Annotated in this window: 13 protein-coding genes; all 13 read left to right on the top strand. The window is 48.2% G+C overall.

Annotated elements, in window-relative coordinates; translation table 11 throughout:
• Nucleotides 1–18 precede the first annotated feature (18 nt).
• The 13 genes from gspD to ACJHWR_RS02500 all read left to right on the top strand — a co-directional run bounded on the left by gspD (nucleotide 19) and on the right by ACJHWR_RS02500 (nucleotide 15,503).
• The gene (gene gspD / locus ACJHWR_RS02560; protein WP_000498848.1) at nucleotides 19–2,079 is read left to right on the top strand and encodes a type II secretion system secretin GspD; all 2,061 of its coding nucleotides are present in this window, start codon (nucleotides 19–21) and stop codon (nucleotides 2,077–2,079) included.
• Nucleotides 2,079–3,572, top strand: coding sequence for a type II secretion system ATPase GspE (gene gspE / locus ACJHWR_RS02555; RefSeq protein WP_023141654.1), 1,494 nt, complete (start codon nucleotides 2,079–2,081; stop codon nucleotides 3,570–3,572). The genes gspD and gspE overlap by 1 nt, the downstream gene beginning before the upstream one ends.
• The gene (gene gspF, locus ACJHWR_RS02550; protein ID WP_001173427.1) at nucleotides 3,572–4,795 is read left to right on the top strand and encodes a type II secretion system inner membrane protein GspF; all 1,224 of its coding nucleotides are present in this window, start codon (nucleotides 3,572–3,574) and stop codon (nucleotides 4,793–4,795) included. Before gspE ends, gspF begins: the two co-directional genes overlap by 1 nt.
• Before the next feature lie 16 nt (nucleotides 4,796–4,811).
• A complete protein-coding gene (gene gspG, locus ACJHWR_RS02545; RefSeq protein WP_001087298.1) occupies nucleotides 4,812–5,267 on the top strand; it encodes a type II secretion system major pseudopilin GspG in 456 nt (151 codons plus the stop codon).
• Nucleotides 5,268–5,270: 3 nt separating this feature from the next.
• Nucleotides 5,271–5,834, top strand: a complete 564-nt coding sequence (gspH, locus tag ACJHWR_RS02540; RefSeq protein ID WP_053287693.1) for a type II secretion system minor pseudopilin GspH — start codon at nucleotides 5,271–5,273, stop codon at nucleotides 5,832–5,834.
• Nucleotides 5,831–6,202, top strand: a complete 372-nt coding sequence (gene gspI / locus ACJHWR_RS02535; RefSeq protein WP_000820090.1) for a type II secretion system minor pseudopilin GspI — start codon at nucleotides 5,831–5,833, stop codon at nucleotides 6,200–6,202. Before gspH ends, gspI begins: the two co-directional genes overlap by 4 nt.
• Nucleotides 6,199–6,804 carry a type II secretion system minor pseudopilin GspJ gene (gspJ, locus tag ACJHWR_RS02530; protein ID WP_024229999.1) on the top strand — a complete coding sequence of 202 codons (606 nt, stop codon included), beginning with the start codon at nucleotides 6,199–6,201 and terminating at the stop codon, nucleotides 6,802–6,804. Before gspI ends, gspJ begins: the two co-directional genes overlap by 4 nt.
• A complete protein-coding gene (gene gspK, locus ACJHWR_RS02525) occupies nucleotides 6,801–7,778 on the top strand; it encodes a type II secretion system minor pseudopilin GspK (RefSeq protein ID WP_000633199.1) in 978 nt (325 codons plus the stop codon). Before gspJ ends, gspK begins: the two co-directional genes overlap by 4 nt.
• On the top strand, nucleotides 7,775–8,953 hold the full coding sequence (gspL, locus tag ACJHWR_RS02520; protein WP_053287694.1) for a type II secretion system protein GspL: 1,179 nt from the start codon (nucleotides 7,775–7,777) through the stop codon (nucleotides 8,951–8,953). Before gspK ends, gspL begins: the two co-directional genes overlap by 4 nt.
• 1 nt (nucleotide 8,954) lies before the next feature.
• Nucleotides 8,955–9,491: a GspM family type II secretion system protein YghD gene (gene yghD, locus ACJHWR_RS02515; protein ID WP_000942776.1), complete on the top strand. Its 537-nt coding sequence runs from the start codon at nucleotides 8,955–8,957 to the stop codon at nucleotides 9,489–9,491.
• A gap of 1,060 nt (nucleotides 9,492–10,551) precedes the next feature.
• Nucleotides 10,552–11,328: an ABC transporter permease gene (locus ACJHWR_RS02510; protein ID WP_000124294.1), complete on the top strand. Its 777-nt coding sequence runs from the start codon at nucleotides 10,552–10,554 to the stop codon at nucleotides 11,326–11,328.
• The gene (locus tag ACJHWR_RS02505) at nucleotides 11,325–11,987 is read left to right on the top strand and encodes an ABC transporter ATP-binding protein (protein WP_000590254.1); all 663 of its coding nucleotides are present in this window, start codon (nucleotides 11,325–11,327) and stop codon (nucleotides 11,985–11,987) included. The genes ACJHWR_RS02510 and ACJHWR_RS02505 overlap by 4 nt, the downstream gene beginning before the upstream one ends.
• Nucleotides 11,988–12,029: 42 nt before the next feature.
• A complete protein-coding gene (locus ACJHWR_RS02500; protein WP_001376031.1) occupies nucleotides 12,030–15,503 on the top strand; it encodes an HAD-IA family hydrolase in 3,474 nt (1,157 codons plus the stop codon).
• Nucleotides 15,504–15,505 lie beyond the last annotated feature (2 nt).

The raw sequence follows: 15,505 nt of genomic DNA, 5'->3' as shown, positions 1-15,505 counted from the left end.
CCAGGAGAATCATTCATCGTGTTTTGGCGTGATATGACGTTGTCGGTCTGGCGTAAGAAGACAACTGGCCTCAAAACAAAAAAGCGTTTACTGCCGCTGGTGCTGGCAGCGGCATTATGCAGTTCACCGGTCTGGGCGGAAGAAGCCACTTTCACCGCTAATTTTAAAGATACCGACCTGAAATCGTTCATTGAAACCGTCGGCGCTAACCTGAATAAAACCATCATTATGGGGCCGGGCGTTCAGGGGAAAGTGAGTATTCGCACTATGACTCCGCTCAATGAACGCCAGTATTACCAGTTATTCCTTAACCTGCTGGAAGCACAGGGGTATGCGGTCGTACCGATGGAAAACGACGTGCTGAAGGTGGTGAAATCCAGCGCTGCGAAAGTCGAGCCGCTGCCGCTGGTCGGTGAAGGCAGCGACAACTACGCGGGCGATGAAATGGTCACCAAAGTCGTGCCGGTACGTAATGTGTCGGTACGCGAGCTGGCACCGATTCTGCGCCAGATGATTGACAGCGCGGGGTCTGGCAACGTTGTTAATTACGATCCCTCCAACGTGATTATGCTCACCGGGCGCGCCTCCGTCGTGGAACGGCTGACAGAAGTGATCCAGCGCGTGGATCATGCGGGAAATCGCACTGAAGAGGTGATCCCGCTGGATAACGCCTCAGCTTCGGAAATTGCCCGCGTGCTGGAAAGCCTGACGAAAAACAGCGGCGAGAACCAGCCAGCAACGCTGAAATCTCAAATTGTCGCTGATGAACGCACCAACAGCGTGATTGTCAGTGGTGATCCCGCCACGCGAGACAAAATGCGCCGCCTGATCCGTCGGCTGGACTCAGAAATGGAGCGCAGCGGCAACAGCCAGGTTTTCTATCTCAAATACAGCAAAGCCGAAGATCTGGTCGATGTACTGAAGCAGGTCAGCGGCACGCTCACGGCGGCTAAAGAAGAGGCGGAAGGCACCGTCGGTAGCGGGCGTGAGGTTGTCTCCATCGCCGCCAGCAAACACAGTAATGCCCTGATTGTTACCGCGCCGCAGGACATCATGCAGTCGCTGCAAAGCGTGATTGAACAACTGGATATTCGCCGTGCTCAGGTGCACGTCGAGGCGTTGATCGTGGAAGTTGCCGAAGGTAGCAATATCAATTTCGGCGTGCAGTGGGCGTCGAAAGATGCCGGATTAATGCAGTTTGCTAACGGTACGCAGATCCCTATTGGCACGCTGGGTGCAGCCATTTCTCAGGCAAAACCGCAGAAAGGCTCCACGGTGATCAGTGAAAACGGCGCTACCACCATTAACCCGGATACTAACGGCGATCTCTCCACGCTCGCTCAGCTTCTTTCTGGCTTTAGCGGTACGGCGGTTGGCGTGGTGAAAGGCGACTGGATGGCGCTGGTACAGGCGGTCAAAAACGACTCCAGCTCGAACGTGCTCTCCACGCCGAGTATCACCACGCTGGACAACCAGGAAGCCTTCTTCATGGTGGGCCAGGACGTTCCGGTATTAACCGGCTCTACTGTTGGCTCTAATAACAGCAATCCTTTCAATACGGTAGAGAGGAAAAAAGTCGGCATCATGCTGAAAGTCACGCCGCAGATTAACGAAGGAAACGCGGTACAGATGGTGATTGAGCAGGAAGTGTCGAAGGTGGAAGGACAGACCAGTCTCGACGTCGTGTTTGGCGAGCGCAAACTGAAAACCACCGTGCTGGCAAACGATGGTGAGCTGATCGTGCTTGGCGGTCTGATGGACGACCAGGCGGGAGAAAGCGTGGCGAAAGTGCCGCTGCTGGGCGATATCCCGTTGATTGGTAACCTGTTTAAATCGACGGCGGATAAAAAAGAAAAACGTAACCTGATGGTGTTTATCCGCCCGACCATTCTGCGTGACGGTATGGCGGCAGACGGCGTGTCGCAGCGCAAATATAACTATATGCGCGCTGAGCAAATCTACCGCGATGAGCAAGGCTTGAGCCTGATGCCGCACACCGCGCAGCCGGTACTGCCAGCGCAAAATCAGGCTCTACCGCCAGAAGTTCGCGCGTTCCTTAATGCCGGGAGAACGCGTTAATGGTGCCTGTAGCACAGGAAACCACCGCTAACACCGTGCGTCTGCCCTACAGTTTCAGCCGTCGGTTTAGCCTGGTGGCATGGTGCGAAGCGTCGCTGGAGATCCTCCATGTTCATCCGTTGTCGCTCTCTGTTTTGCAGGAGCTGCAGCGGGGGCTGAACGCGTCTTTTACGCTGAGGCAAATCGACGAGGCCGAATTTGAACAGCGGCTGAATGCGGTCTGGCAGCGGGACTCTTCCGAGGCTCGCCAACTGATGGAAGATCTCGGTTCTGCCGAGGACTTTTTTACCCTCGCAGAAGAACTGCCGGAAACGGAAGATCTGCTGGAAAGTGACGACGATGCGCCGATCATCAAACTGATCAACGCCATGCTGGCAGAGGCGATTAAAGAAGGCGCTTCGGATATCCACATCGAGACGTTTGAAAAGAGTCTGGTGATCCGTTTTCGTGTTGACGGCACATTACATGAAATGTTGCGCCCCGGTCGCAAGCTGGCCTCGCTGCTGGTCTCGCGTATCAAGGTGATGGCGCGGCTGGATATCGCCGAAAAGCGCGTACCACAGGATGGCCGTATTGCGCTGCTGCTGGGCGGTCGGGCGATCGACGTGCGCGTCTCCACCATGCCTTCCGCCTGGGGCGAGCGCGTGGTGCTGCGACTGCTGGACAAAAACCAGGCCCGCCTGACACTGGAGCGTCTGGGTTTAAGTCACGAACTGACTGCGCAGTTGCGCCAGCTGTTACACAAACCGCACGGCATCTTTCTGGTGACGGGGCCGACAGGTTCCGGCAAAAGCACCACGCTGTACGCCGGATTGCAGGAGCTGAACAACCATTCGCGCAACATTCTCACGGTTGAAGATCCCATCGAATACATGATTGAAGGGATCGGTCAGACACAGGTTAACACCCGCGTCGGCATGACCTTCGCCCGTGGCCTGCGCGCGATTTTGCGTCAGGACCCGGATGTGGTGATGGTCGGTGAAATCCGCGATACCGAAACCGCAGAAATCGCTGTTCAGGCGTCGCTCACGGGGCACCTGGTACTTTCCACGCTGCATACCAACACGGCGGTGGGGGCGATCACACGTCTGCAGGATATGGGCGTTGAGCCTTTCCTGCTCTCTTCCAGTCTGACGGGCGTGATGGCGCAGCGGCTGGTTCGCACGCTGTGTCCCGACTGCCGCCAGGCCGCGCCTGCCACCGACGAAGAAAAACGCCTTATGGGGATCTCCGATACGCATGCCGTCACGCTGTACCATCCGCAGGGTTGCCCCGCCTGTAATCACAAAGGTTTTCGCGGACGTACTGCCATCCATGAGCTGATCGTGGTGGACGCCACATTACGTGATTTGATCCACCGTCAGGCCGGGGAACTGGAGCTGGAGCGTTATGTCCGGCAACACTCTGCGGGTATCCGCAGCAACGGCATTGAGAAAGTGCTCGCCGGAGAAACCTCTCTCGATGAAGTTCTGCGGGTAACCATGGAGGCGTAATGGCACTGTTTTACTATCAGGCGCTGGAGCGTAATGGTCGCAAAACCAAAGGAATGATTGAGGCGGATTCCGCGCGTCATGCCCGTCAATTGTTGCGTGGTAAAGAGCTTATCCCCGTGCACATTGAAGCCCGGCTGAATGCTTCGACAGGGGGAATGTTGCAGCGTCGGCGGCATGCACATCGTCGCGTGGCGGCGGCAGATTTGGCGCTGTTCACACGCCAACTGGCAACGCTGGTGCAGGCAGCAATGCCGCTGGAAACCTGCTTACAGGCGGTCAGTGAGCAAAGTGAAAAACTGCATGTAAAAAGCCTCGGAATGGCGCTGCGCAGCCGGATTCAGGAAGGTTATACCCTGTCGGACAGCCTGCGCGAACATCCCCGCGTCTTTGACTCCCTGTTTTGTTCGATGGTCGCTGCCGGAGAAAAATCCGGACATCTCGACGTGGTGCTCAATCGCCTGGCGGATTACACCGAACAGCGGCAGCGTCTGAAATCACGCCTGCTGCAGGCCATGCTCTACCCGCTGGTACTGCTGGTGGTGGCAACGGGCGTGGTCACTATTTTGCTGACGGCAGTAGTGCCGAAAATTATCGAACAGTTTGATCATCTCGGACACGCGCTGCCTGCCTCCACCCGAATGCTCATCGCCATGAGCGACACGTTACAGACCAGCGGCGTGTACTGGCTGGCGGGTTTGCTGGGGCTTCTGGTGCTGGGGCAACGGCTACTCAAAAATCCTGCGATGCGCCTGCGCTGGGATAAAACCTTGCTGCGTTTGCCCGTGACGGGGCGTGTTGCGCGCGGACTGAATACGGCGCGTTTTTCCCGCACATTAAGCATCCTCACCGCCAGCAGTGTTCCGCTGCTGGAAGGCATTCAGACCGCCGCCGCCGTGTCGGCAAATCGTTATGTCGAGCAACAACTGCTGCTGGCGGCAGATCGCGTCCGCGAAGGAAGCAGCCTGCGCGCCGCGCTGGCGGATCTGCGCCTGTTCCCGCCGATGATGTTGTACATGATCGCCTCCGGCGAACAGAGCGGCGAGCTGGAAACCATGCTTGAACAGGCCGCGGTCAACCAGGAACGGGAATTTGATACCCAGGTGGGGCTGGCGTTAGGGCTGTTTGAGCCGGCGCTGGTGGTGATGATGGCGGGCGTGGTGCTGTTTATCGTCATCGCCATCCTCGAACCGATGCTGCAACTGAACAATATGGTTGGAATGTAATTTACGGAGTTATCACATGAATTCGTTATCCCGCACACAAAAACCACGGGCAGGTTTTACCCTGCTGGAAGTGATGGTGGTGATTGTTATTCTTGGCGTCCTGGCAAGTCTGGTGGTGCCTAACCTGTTGGGCAACAAAGAGAAAGCCGATCGGCAAAAAGCCATCAGCGATATCGTGGCGCTGGAGAATGCGCTGGATATGTACCGACTGGATAACGGGCGTTATCCGACCACCGAACAGGGGCTGGAAGCGCTGATCCAGCAACCGGCCAATATGGCGGACTCCCGCAACTACCGTACCGGTGGATACATTAAACGACTGCCAAAGGATCCGTGGGGCAATGATTATCAGTATCTCAGCCCGGGTGAAAAAGGAGTGTTTGATGTTTATACCCTGGGGGCGGATGGTCAGGAAAATGGGGAAGGCGCTGGCGCAGATATCGGTAACTGGAATTTGCAGGAGTTTCAGTAAGCAGTGCCTGAACGCGGATTCACACTTCTGGAAATCATGCTGGTGATTTTCCTTATCGGCCTTGCCAGTGCGGGCGTGGTACAGACGTTTGCGACCGATTCTGAATCGCCCGCGAAAAAAGCGGCGCAGGATTTTCTGACTCGCTTTGCGCAGTTTAAGGACAGGGCAGTGATTGAAGGGCAGACACTCGGTGTGTTAATCGACCCGCCGGGATACCAGTTTATGCAGCGTCGTCAGGGGCAGTGGTTACCCGTTTCTGCGACCCGGTTATCGGCACAGGTTACGGTGCCGAAACAGGTGCAGATGCTGTTACAACCCGGAAGTGATATCTGGCAGAAGGAATATGCGCTGGAGCTGCAGCGTCGTCGCCTGACGCTGCACGATATTGAACTGGAGCTGCAAAAAGAGGCGAAAAAGAAGACACCGCAGATCCGTTTTTCGCCTTTTGAACCCGCCACGCCGTTTACACTGCGTTTTTACGCGTCGGCACAAAACGCGTGTTGGGCGGTAAAGCTGGCGCACAATGGCGTGTTATCCCTCAATCAATGTGATGAGAGGATGCCATGAAGCGCGGATTTACCTTGCTGGAAGTGATGCTCGCGCTGGCGATTTTTGCGTTGGCCGCCATGGCGGTGTTACAGATTGCCAGCGGTGCGCTGAGTAATCAGCAGATTCTTGAGGAGAAAACGGTAGCGGGCTGGGTAGCTGAAAACCAGACCGCGCTGCTTTACCTGATGACCCGCGAGCAGCGGGCGGTCAGGCACCAGGGCGAGAGTGATATGGCAGGAAGCCGCTGGTACTGGCGAACCACACCGCTGAATACAGGTAACGCGCTGCTCCAGGCGGTGGATATTGAAGTCAGCCGTCACGAAGATTTTTCGTCGGTGATTCAGTCACGACGCGCCTGGTTTAGCGCCGTGGGAGGCCAACAGTGAGAAGGACTCGCGCTGGTTTCACGTTACTGGAAATGCTGGTGGCGATAGCCATTTTTGCCTCGCTGGCACTGATGGCGCAGCAGGTGACTAACGGCGTCACACGCGTGAATAGTGCCGTCGCCGATCACGATCAAAAACTAAACCTCATGCAGCAAACGATGAGTTTTCTGACCCACGATCTGACACAAATGATGCCGCGTCCGGTAAGAGGCGATCAGGGCCAGCGTGAACCAGCGTTACTGGCTGGCGCTGGCGTGCTGGCGTCTGAGAGTGAAGGGATGCGCTTTGTGCGCGGCGGCGTGGTTAATCCGTTGATGCGTCTGCCGCGCAGTAATCTGCTCACCGTCGGTTACCGCATTCATGACGGTTATCTCGAACGGTTAGCCTGGCCGCTGACCGACGCAGCAGGCAGCGTGAAGCCGACAATGCAAAAGTTGATTCCGGCGGATTCGCTTCGTTTGCAGTTCTATGATGGTATGCGCTGGCAGGAGAGCTGGTCGTCAGTACAGGCGATCCCCGTGGCGGTACGCATAACCCTGCATTCGCCGCAGTGGGGCGAAATTGAACGCATCTGGTTGTTACGCGGGCCGCAATTATCATGATCACCTCACCACCAAAACGCGGAATGGCACTGGTCGTGGTGCTGGTATTGCTGGCGGTTATGATGCTGGTGACCATCACGCTTTCCGGGCGAATGCAGCAACAACTTGGGCGAACGCGCAGCCAGCAGGAGTACCAGCAGGCGCTGTGGTACAGCGCCAGTGCGGAAAGCCTGGCGCTGAGCGCGCTCAGTCTGAGCCTGAAAAATGAAAAGCGCGTGCATCTGGCGCAGCCGTGGGCTTCCGGCCCTCGTTTTTTCCCACTGCCGCAGGGGCAAATCGCCGTCACTCTGCGTGACGCCCAGGCCTGCTTTAACCTGAATGCCCTCGCTCAGCCGACGACGGCGTCGCGTCCTATTGCGGTACAACAACTGATTGCCCTGATATCACGCCTCAATGTGCCTGCTTATCGGGCCGAACTGATAGCCGAAAGCCTGTGGGAGTTTATTGACGAAGACCGCAGCGTGCAGACGCGTCTGGGCCGTGAAGACAGCGAGTATCTCGCCCGTTCGGTGCCGTTTTACGCTGCCAATCAACCGCTGGCTGATATCAGCGAGATGCGCGTGGTGCAGGGAATGGACGCCGGACTTTATCAAAAACTGAAACCGCTGGTTTGTGCGCTGCCGATGACCCGCCAGCAAATCAACATCAATACCTTAGACGTCACGCAAAGTGTGATTCTTGAGGCGCTGTTTGACCCGTGGTTAAGCCCTGTTCAGGCGCGGGCGTTATTACAACAACGTCCGGCGAAGGGCTGGGAAGATGTCGATCAGTTTCTTGCTCAGCCGCTACTTGCAGACGTCGATGAGCGTACTAAAAAACAGCTAAAAACCGTCCTGAGCGTGGACAGCAATTACTTCTGGCTGCGTTCAGATATCACCGTGAATGAGATTGAACTGACGATGAACTCGTTAATTGTCCGCATGGGCCCACAACACTTTTCTGTTCTCTGGCATCAGACAGGAGAAAGTGAGTGAGTTCCATGCTTGAGATTTTTTTCCCGCTTTGCGCTTCCGCTCCCATCCGTTGGCAGCGTCGTACCGCCGACGTGGAGTGCGGCATCTGGCCTGACGTTGCTGATGAATGTCTCCAGCAATGGCTGCAAACTGATGCGATTCGACTCTACATTCCCGGCGAATGGATCAGCTTCTGGCAGGTTGAACTGCCTGATGTGCCCCGCAAGCAGATACCGACGATTCTGCCCGCCTTGCTGGAAGAAGAGCTGAACCAGGATATCGATGAACTGCATTTCGCCCCGTTGAAAATCGACCAACAACTGGCAACCGTAGCTGTGATTCACCAGCAGCATATGCGCAACATTGCGCAGTGGTTGCAGGCAAACGGCATCACCCGCGCTACCGTCGCGCCGGACTGGATGTCTATTCCTTGTGGGTTTATGGCTGGCGATGCGCAACGGGTTATCTGCCGCATCGATGAATGCCGGGGATGGAGTGCCGGGCGGGCGCTGGCTCCGGTCATGTTCCGCGCACAGCTCAATGAGCAGGATTTACCGCTTTCACTAACCGTGGTCGGCATTGCACCGGAAGAACTGTCTGCATGGGCTGGTGCAGACGCCGAACGCCTGACCGTTACGGCTCTGCCCGCCATTACCACTTATGGCGAACCGGAAGGGAACCTGCTAACAGGGCCGTGGCAGCCTCGTGTCAGCTACCGAAAACAGTGGGCGCGCTGGCGGGTGATGATTCTGCCGATATTGCTGATTCTGGTTGCGCTGGTAGTGGAACGGGGCGTGACGTTATGGAGCATCAGCGAACAGGTGGCGCAAAGCCGCACCCAGGCGGAAAAAAAGTTCTTAACACTGTTCCCGGAGCAGAAGCGGATTGTGAATTTGCGTTCCCAGGTGACGATGGCGCTGAAAAAATATCGCCCGCAGGCCGACGATACCCGGCTGCTCGCAGAATTGTCAGCGATCGCCAGTACCCTGAAAACGGCGTCACTTTCCGACATCGAAATGCGTGGTTTCACCTTTGATCAAAAACGCCAGACTCTTCACCTCCAGCTGCGGGCCGCGAACTTTGCCAGCTTCGACAAACTGCGTAGCGCACTGGCAACCGATTATGTTGTTCAACAGGACGCATTACAGAAAGAGGGTGATGCGGTTTCCGGCGGCGTAACGTTGCGGAGGAAATAACATGTTACGCGATAAATTTATTCACTATTTTCAGCAATGGCGTGAACGCCAGTTAAGCCGTGGCGAACACTGGCTGGCACAACACCTGGCGGGGCGTTCGCCGCGTGAAAAGGGCATGTTACTGGCAGCGGTGGTGTTCCTGTTTAGCGCCGGATATTACGTCCTCATCTGGCAGCCTTTGAGCGAACGGATTGAGCAACAGGAGACAATATTGCAGCAGCTGGCGGCGATGAACACCCGACTGAAGAGCGCCGCACCGGATATTATCGCAGCGCGAAAATCTGCCACAACAACGCCTGCGCAGGTATCACGGGTCATCAGTGACAGTGCTTCCGTGCACTCTGTGGTCATCAAGCGAATAGCCGAGCGCGGGGAGAATATTCAGGTCTGGATAGAACCTGTGGTGTTTAATGACCTGCTGAACTGGTTAAAAGCACTGGATGAAAAATATGCGCTGCGGGTGACACAAATTGATGTCAGTGCTGCTGAGAAGCCTGGGATGGTGAATGTGCAGCGACTGGAGTTTGGACGGGGGTAGGTATTGCCATTTCCTTAACCCCACCTGATAACCCTTAGCCCAATGGTGAGTGCGGAACTGTCAAACCCGCTCACCGGGCTGACTTTCGATGTAGCAAGAATTATCTCCCTCCAGACCACCACGGAATATTCGGTAACACTGAAGGAACCTGTTTTTCACCATGTAGCCTTCGTTAATCGACACCTTTCTCAGACTGTAAAGTTGCTTAAGTGTTTTGACACATTATGATTATTAATAGTTGCAATAAATCATTGAGTAACAATTGATAGGCCAAAACATATAGGATAATTCTTGTGTGATCTGTATTTTGTGTAGCTTGGAAATTAGTAAAATTCCTGGAGATAATCAGAAAGGGAATTTCAAATAAGCATAATAATTTCCAGTGAAACTATTCGTCGATTTTAAGAAATGTCTGCTCAGGTATATCTACTGAGGGATGGTGTTGGTTGTAACACTGGTTAAAATAAATACACAAAATAATCAAGATGTATATTTTAATCGACGAAAATAATTACCTTCGGGATTATTGATGCGACTTAAATAACACCATTTAAATGTGATATAAATCACAAATATGGCTGTAAAGAGGGGGCTGTAGATATAAATAAGAAGTACACGAGTGAATTTTAAATAGGGAAATAGTTTCTCAGTGAATAATTTATTGGTGATCAATCGCGTGCGTTCTGGTTTGAAACAGATTGCAAGTATTGTTACGCATAAAATTCATGGGGGTATTATAATCAAGTAGTTAACAGTAATAACAAAAAATAATTTCCTGGGAAATTAACTCTACATTCTAAAACGGCCAGTTTTCTGAAATTACCAGAAGACCGAATACATTCATGCCTGAAGAATGGATTAGAAGAAACGAGACGGAAATAGATCTATTTATCCCTGCGGAAATAATTTCTGCTGAAATTGTTTTTGGCTATTAAAAAGGTCAAGCCGTCTGAATGAATTTTATCCAGTTGCAAACAAGTCAAGTATTACCTCCAGTGTATTGGTAGCTGTTAAGCCAAGGGCGGTAGCATACCTGAAGATATTAGGATCACATCATCAAATGGCAAGAAGTGGATTTGAAGTCCAGAAAGTCACCGTAGAGGCATTATTTCTACGAGAAATACGAACACGTTTTGGTAAGTTTCGTCTGGGGTATTTGTGGGCGATTCTCGAACCCTCTGCGCATTTGCTGATACTGTTGGGCATTTTTGGTTACATTATGCACCGCACGATGCCAGACATCTCATTCCCGGTGTTTTTACTTAATGGCCTGATTCCCTTTTTTATCTTTAGCAGCATCAGCAATCGTTCTGTAGGCGCTATTGAAGCGAACCAGGGGTTGTTTAATTATCGACCAGTAAAACCCATCGATACGATCATTGCACGCGCACTGCTTGAGACGCTGATTTACGTTGCTGTTTATATATTGCTCATGCTTATCGTCTGGATGGCAGGTGAATATTTCGAGATAACAAACTTTTTACAACTAGTGCTCACCTGGAGTTTGTTAATCATTCTTTCATGTGGCGTTGGCTTAATATTCATGGTCGTTGGTAAAACCTTCCCTGAAATGCAAAAGGTCCTGCCGATACTGCTTAAGCCGCTGTATTTCATCTCCTGCATCATGTTCCCTCTACATTCGATTCCGAAGCAATACTGGTCATATCTACTCTGGAATCCATTAGTGCATGTCGTAGAGTTAAGCCGCGAGGCAGTTATGCCTGGCTATATCAGCGAAGGCGTGAGTCTGAACTACCTGGCAATGTTCACTCTGGTCACCCTGTTCATCGGTCTGGCGCTATACCGAACGCGTGAAGAGGCAATGCTGACGTCATGATTAAGATTGAGAATTTGACAAAGTCATATCGTACCCCAACGGGGCGACACTATGTGTTTAAGGATTTAAACCTCGAAATCCCTTCAGGAAAAAGCGTTGCCTTTATTGGTCGCAACGGTGCGGGTAAATCAACGTTGCTAAGAATGATTGGTGGTATTGACCGCCCCGACAGTGGAAAGATCATCACCAATAAAACAATATCATGGCCAGTCGGCCTCGCCGGTGGATTTCAGGGAAGTTTAACTGGACGCGAGAACGTAAAATTTGTTGCGCGGTTATATGCGAAAAGTAATGAACTACATGAAAAGATTGCATTTGTTGAAAGTTTTTCTGAGCTTGGAAAATATTTTGATATGCCGCTGAAAACGTATTCTTCAGGCATGCGTTCACGGCTTGGTTTTGGCTTAAGTATGGCTTTTAAATTTGATTACTATCTTGTTGACGAAGTAACAGCAGTTGGAGATATGAGGTTTAAATCAAAATGTCTTAATGTGTTTAACTCAAAGAAAGAAGAGTCCTGTTTTATAATGGTATCGCATAGTTTAAATTCATTAAAAGACTATTGTGATATAGCATTCGTTTTTCACGACGCAACAAAAATAGTTCGTTTTAATAATATTGATGAAGCAATATCTGAGTATAAATCTATTAGCAATTAGTTAAGTAATATAAAGTACTGAAATTTTTAAAGAGAGTGTTATATGAAATTACTTATTTGGGTAGCTCCTTGGGCCGCACATGGTGATCTCCAGTTTTATAAGAATGCAGTGCAAAAACATTTGATACCGCAAGGGAATATTTTATCAAACGAAGGGTGGGAGGTTGATCTTTTTTTACCAGAAAGTTTAAGCTTTCTACAGTCTAATATAGATAAAAAGATAAATGTCATCGATTTCACGATTGAAGATCAACTGTTTTGCTTCGGTTGTTTAAATGATTTATCCGGTAAACTTTATGAAAATAAAGATTTAAGGCTTATCGAGAGCATTTCAGATAAAATAAAGAAATATTTAGAAAGCTATTATGATGTTATATTGCTATGGGAAACACCTGTTCCTTTCTTAGAAAAAATATATCCTGATTCACTAATTGTTCATCAGATGCCTGGAGTATTTAGCCGGCTACCTTACCCGCATACTATTACCTTTGACCCGTGGGGGTTATATAACAATAGTAGTTTAACTCAGTATTCTAAAGTAATAATGTCTGGGGTCACTACATCTGATGAGAATAAAGTGGCTGAAAAATTCAAGTTTCTGGTAGAGTCTGCAATTGAAGATCTTCAGCCTTTCTCTCGACATGATTTAGACTTTGATAATAAATATAAAAAATTACTTTTAGTACCATTGCAAGTGAGTGCTCATTATGCGTTTCAAACGGATACTAGCTATAGCAATCAGATGGATTTTTTATTAGATGTAATGAAAGATGTAGATTCTGATACTGGTGTTGTTGTAACACAATATGTAACCCCTAGGGTGAGCGACACAATTATAGATAATGATACCCTTCATGCCCTACGGAAGAAATGGCCGAATATTATATATAATCCTATATTTGATAAAATCAATGGCATTTCACAATACATATTGCCACATGTTGATAATGTGGCGACATGTTCTTCTTCGATGGGAATGCAGGCCGTCGTTCTAAATCGGGATATGAAAACATACGGCAATACGTTCCTATCTCCTTATTCATATGAAAACTTAAATAAAAATTTAATGAATGATTATGAATATAGGGAAAACATTCTTTCCTACATTCTAAACAGGAATCAACCATTAGCATCTTCTATTACTAAGGATGGACAATTTCTTTCAAAGTTGCTGAAAAGATTATATGATTTAAAGCGTTCAGGAAATTTAAAACCAGGAAATTTGCCGTCATTCAATAGTATCGATAGTGAATATCACGATAAACTTTTCAATCAATTTAATACTGGTAAAGCTGCAGAACAGTTAATAGCACAAAAAATCTGTATAAGTACTAAAACTGAAGTATTCAAGAAATTCAGTAGGTTTGTAAATGATAAAGAAGTCGAAATAATTAGTTTTGATGTGTTTGATACTTTGGTTTATAGACCTACTGAGGTTCCTGTTGATTTATTTAAATTAATGAATAGCAAGGTTTTTAAATTAACCAACGGCATAATTGAAGACTTTTCAAAAATAAGGCAATCATCTGAAGTAGAAGCTCGTAAAGATAAAAATGGATTAGAAATCACATTAACCGATATTTATAAAAAAATACAAGATATTTATGATCTTGAAACAAATGTTATCAATTCAATAAAAGCCTTAGAGATTGAAACGGAACTATCTCTCATAAGACCAAGGGAGTTTGGGAAAAAACTATGGGAAATAGCAAAAAAAACAAAAAAACCTATAATTATAATATCAGATATGTATTTGTCATCTAATGATATAAGCCTTTTATTAGAGAGAACAGGATATAATGGATATTCAAAAATATATGTATCTAGTGAATATGGACAAAGCAAAAAAAACGGTGCCTTATTTGACTTGATATTGAATGAATTGAAGGTTTCGGCAGGTGCTGTATTACATATTGGAGATAATAAAATCGCTGATAATGAGCAACCTAAATCTAGGGGGATTCGCTCATATCGTCTACTACGTGCAATTGAAAGATTAAGGATGAATGAGTATTACTCACATATCTACCCGGCGAAACGCGGGGCAAATGAATTGTCTCGTACTGTTTTAGCTGGGTTGACAGCGGCTAAGTTATTTGATACTGAAAACCCAAATCTAGAGAAAAAAACTCATTTTCAAGGGCAACCTTTTAATCTTGGTTATGCCGGGTTAGGGCCATTAATTCTTGGATATATGCTATGGTTGGGACGGAACGCAAAAAAAGATAATATATCAAAACTTTACTTCTTGGCTCGTGAAGGCTGGTTATTAAAGCAAGTATACGACATATTACATTCAACGGATGAAAATGCAGTTCCCTCATATTATTTATATGCCTCAAGGCGCGCAACCCGAGTTGCAGGTCTAAAAAATATTAGCGATATCATAGTATTAGCGGGACATCCTTATCAAAGCGGAGTTACTGTTGGAAATCTTTTATCCGCTCGATTCGGAGTTGAGGCAAACAAAATCTCTCCAGACTACTTTAAACAAGCTGGATTTACTGATGAGAATGAAACATTAAATGCTGATCCTCAAGGACGAGCCAAATTTATACGTTTATGTAGAATTATTAGTGAAGTGATTTTAACTCACGCAAAAATGGAACGGCGTGATTATATGAATTACCTAGAAAGTACGGGATTTATTGATGAACCTAACCCTGCGGTTGTTGATATAGGTTGGAGAGCAAATATGCAGGGGGCTTTAGCATCTTTAACTAACAAAAATATATTAGGATATTATTATGCTACTTTACAAGGAACTGAACGATGGCTTGAACAAGGCTTAATATGTAGAGCTTATATGGGAGAGTCGCTATCAGCAAATCACCCAAGCGTGGTTGTTAAAAATAGAGCATTATGTGAGTATTTAATTTGTCACACAGAGCCTAGTTTAGTTAGCATTTCGCGTAAAAAAGATAAATTTATTCCCCTGTTTAGGGAAGATTTAAATATTGGTAATCGTCGAGTGTTATTAGAATCAATCCATCGAGGTACAATGCTTTTTGCGAAAGATTTTATAGAATCTTTCGGTAGTTATATTGACTCTATACGAATTGATCCTTTTTTAGCTGAGTCCGCACTAAGTTCTTTTATTGTTAACCCGACTCGCGAAGATGCCTTATTATTAAGAGGTCATCAATTTGAGGATGCCCTTGGCGGAGTAGCAAATAAATTTGTAATTACTTCAGGTAAAAAAAATCATGAGACAAACTCTGTTTGGTTAGAGGGAGCAAAAATTGTTTATTTTGAACGGAAATCTGATAATAATAAAAAAACATTGAATGCAATTATCGACAAAAAAAATATAACAGCACAAAAAACGAATGAAAAAAAAGATGAAAATAACCTGCGAAATAATCAAGAAGGAATAAAGCTGAGATATAAGATTGAGAGAGTTTTGGTAAAAAATTTTCTTTCTCAAAAGAAATATAAAAAATATGTTCAAGATCGAAATCTTTTTATTGAAGATATAAAATCACCATTGGTAAGAAAAATATATGGTAAGAAATAATT

Origin of the sequence: Escherichia sp. WS568, from assembly GCF_046486085.1 — a bacterium.
Lineage (GTDB): Bacteria > Pseudomonadota > Gammaproteobacteria > Enterobacterales > Enterobacteriaceae > Escherichia > Escherichia coli.
The sequence above is the reverse complement of the archived record's forward strand: the minus strand, read 5'-3'. Positions and strand labels throughout refer to the sequence as shown.

What these genes read in the sequence shown, in the direction of transcription:
- ACJHWR_RS02505 (WP_000590254.1), top strand. Translation starts at nt 11,325, where the DNA reads ATGATTAAGATTGAGAATTTGACAAAGTCATATCGTACCCCAACGGGG.
- yghD (WP_000942776.1), top strand. Translation starts at nt 8,955, where the DNA reads ATGTTACGCGATAAATTTATTCACTATTTTCAGCAATGGCGTGAACGC.
- gspE (WP_023141654.1), top strand. Translation starts at nt 2,079, where the DNA reads ATGGTGCCTGTAGCACAGGAAACCACCGCTAACACCGTGCGTCTGCCC.
- ACJHWR_RS02500 (WP_001376031.1), top strand. Translation starts at nt 12,030, where the DNA reads ATGAAATTACTTATTTGGGTAGCTCCTTGGGCCGCACATGGTGATCTC.
- gspG (WP_001087298.1), top strand. Translation starts at nt 4,812, where the DNA reads ATGAATTCGTTATCCCGCACACAAAAACCACGGGCAGGTTTTACCCTG.
- gspK (WP_000633199.1), top strand. Translation starts at nt 6,801, where the DNA reads ATGATCACCTCACCACCAAAACGCGGAATGGCACTGGTCGTGGTGCTG.
- gspI (WP_000820090.1), top strand. Translation starts at nt 5,831, where the DNA reads ATGAAGCGCGGATTTACCTTGCTGGAAGTGATGCTCGCGCTGGCGATT.
- ACJHWR_RS02510 (WP_000124294.1), top strand. Translation starts at nt 10,552, where the DNA reads ATGGCAAGAAGTGGATTTGAAGTCCAGAAAGTCACCGTAGAGGCATTA.
- gspF (WP_001173427.1), top strand. Translation starts at nt 3,572, where the DNA reads ATGGCACTGTTTTACTATCAGGCGCTGGAGCGTAATGGTCGCAAAACC.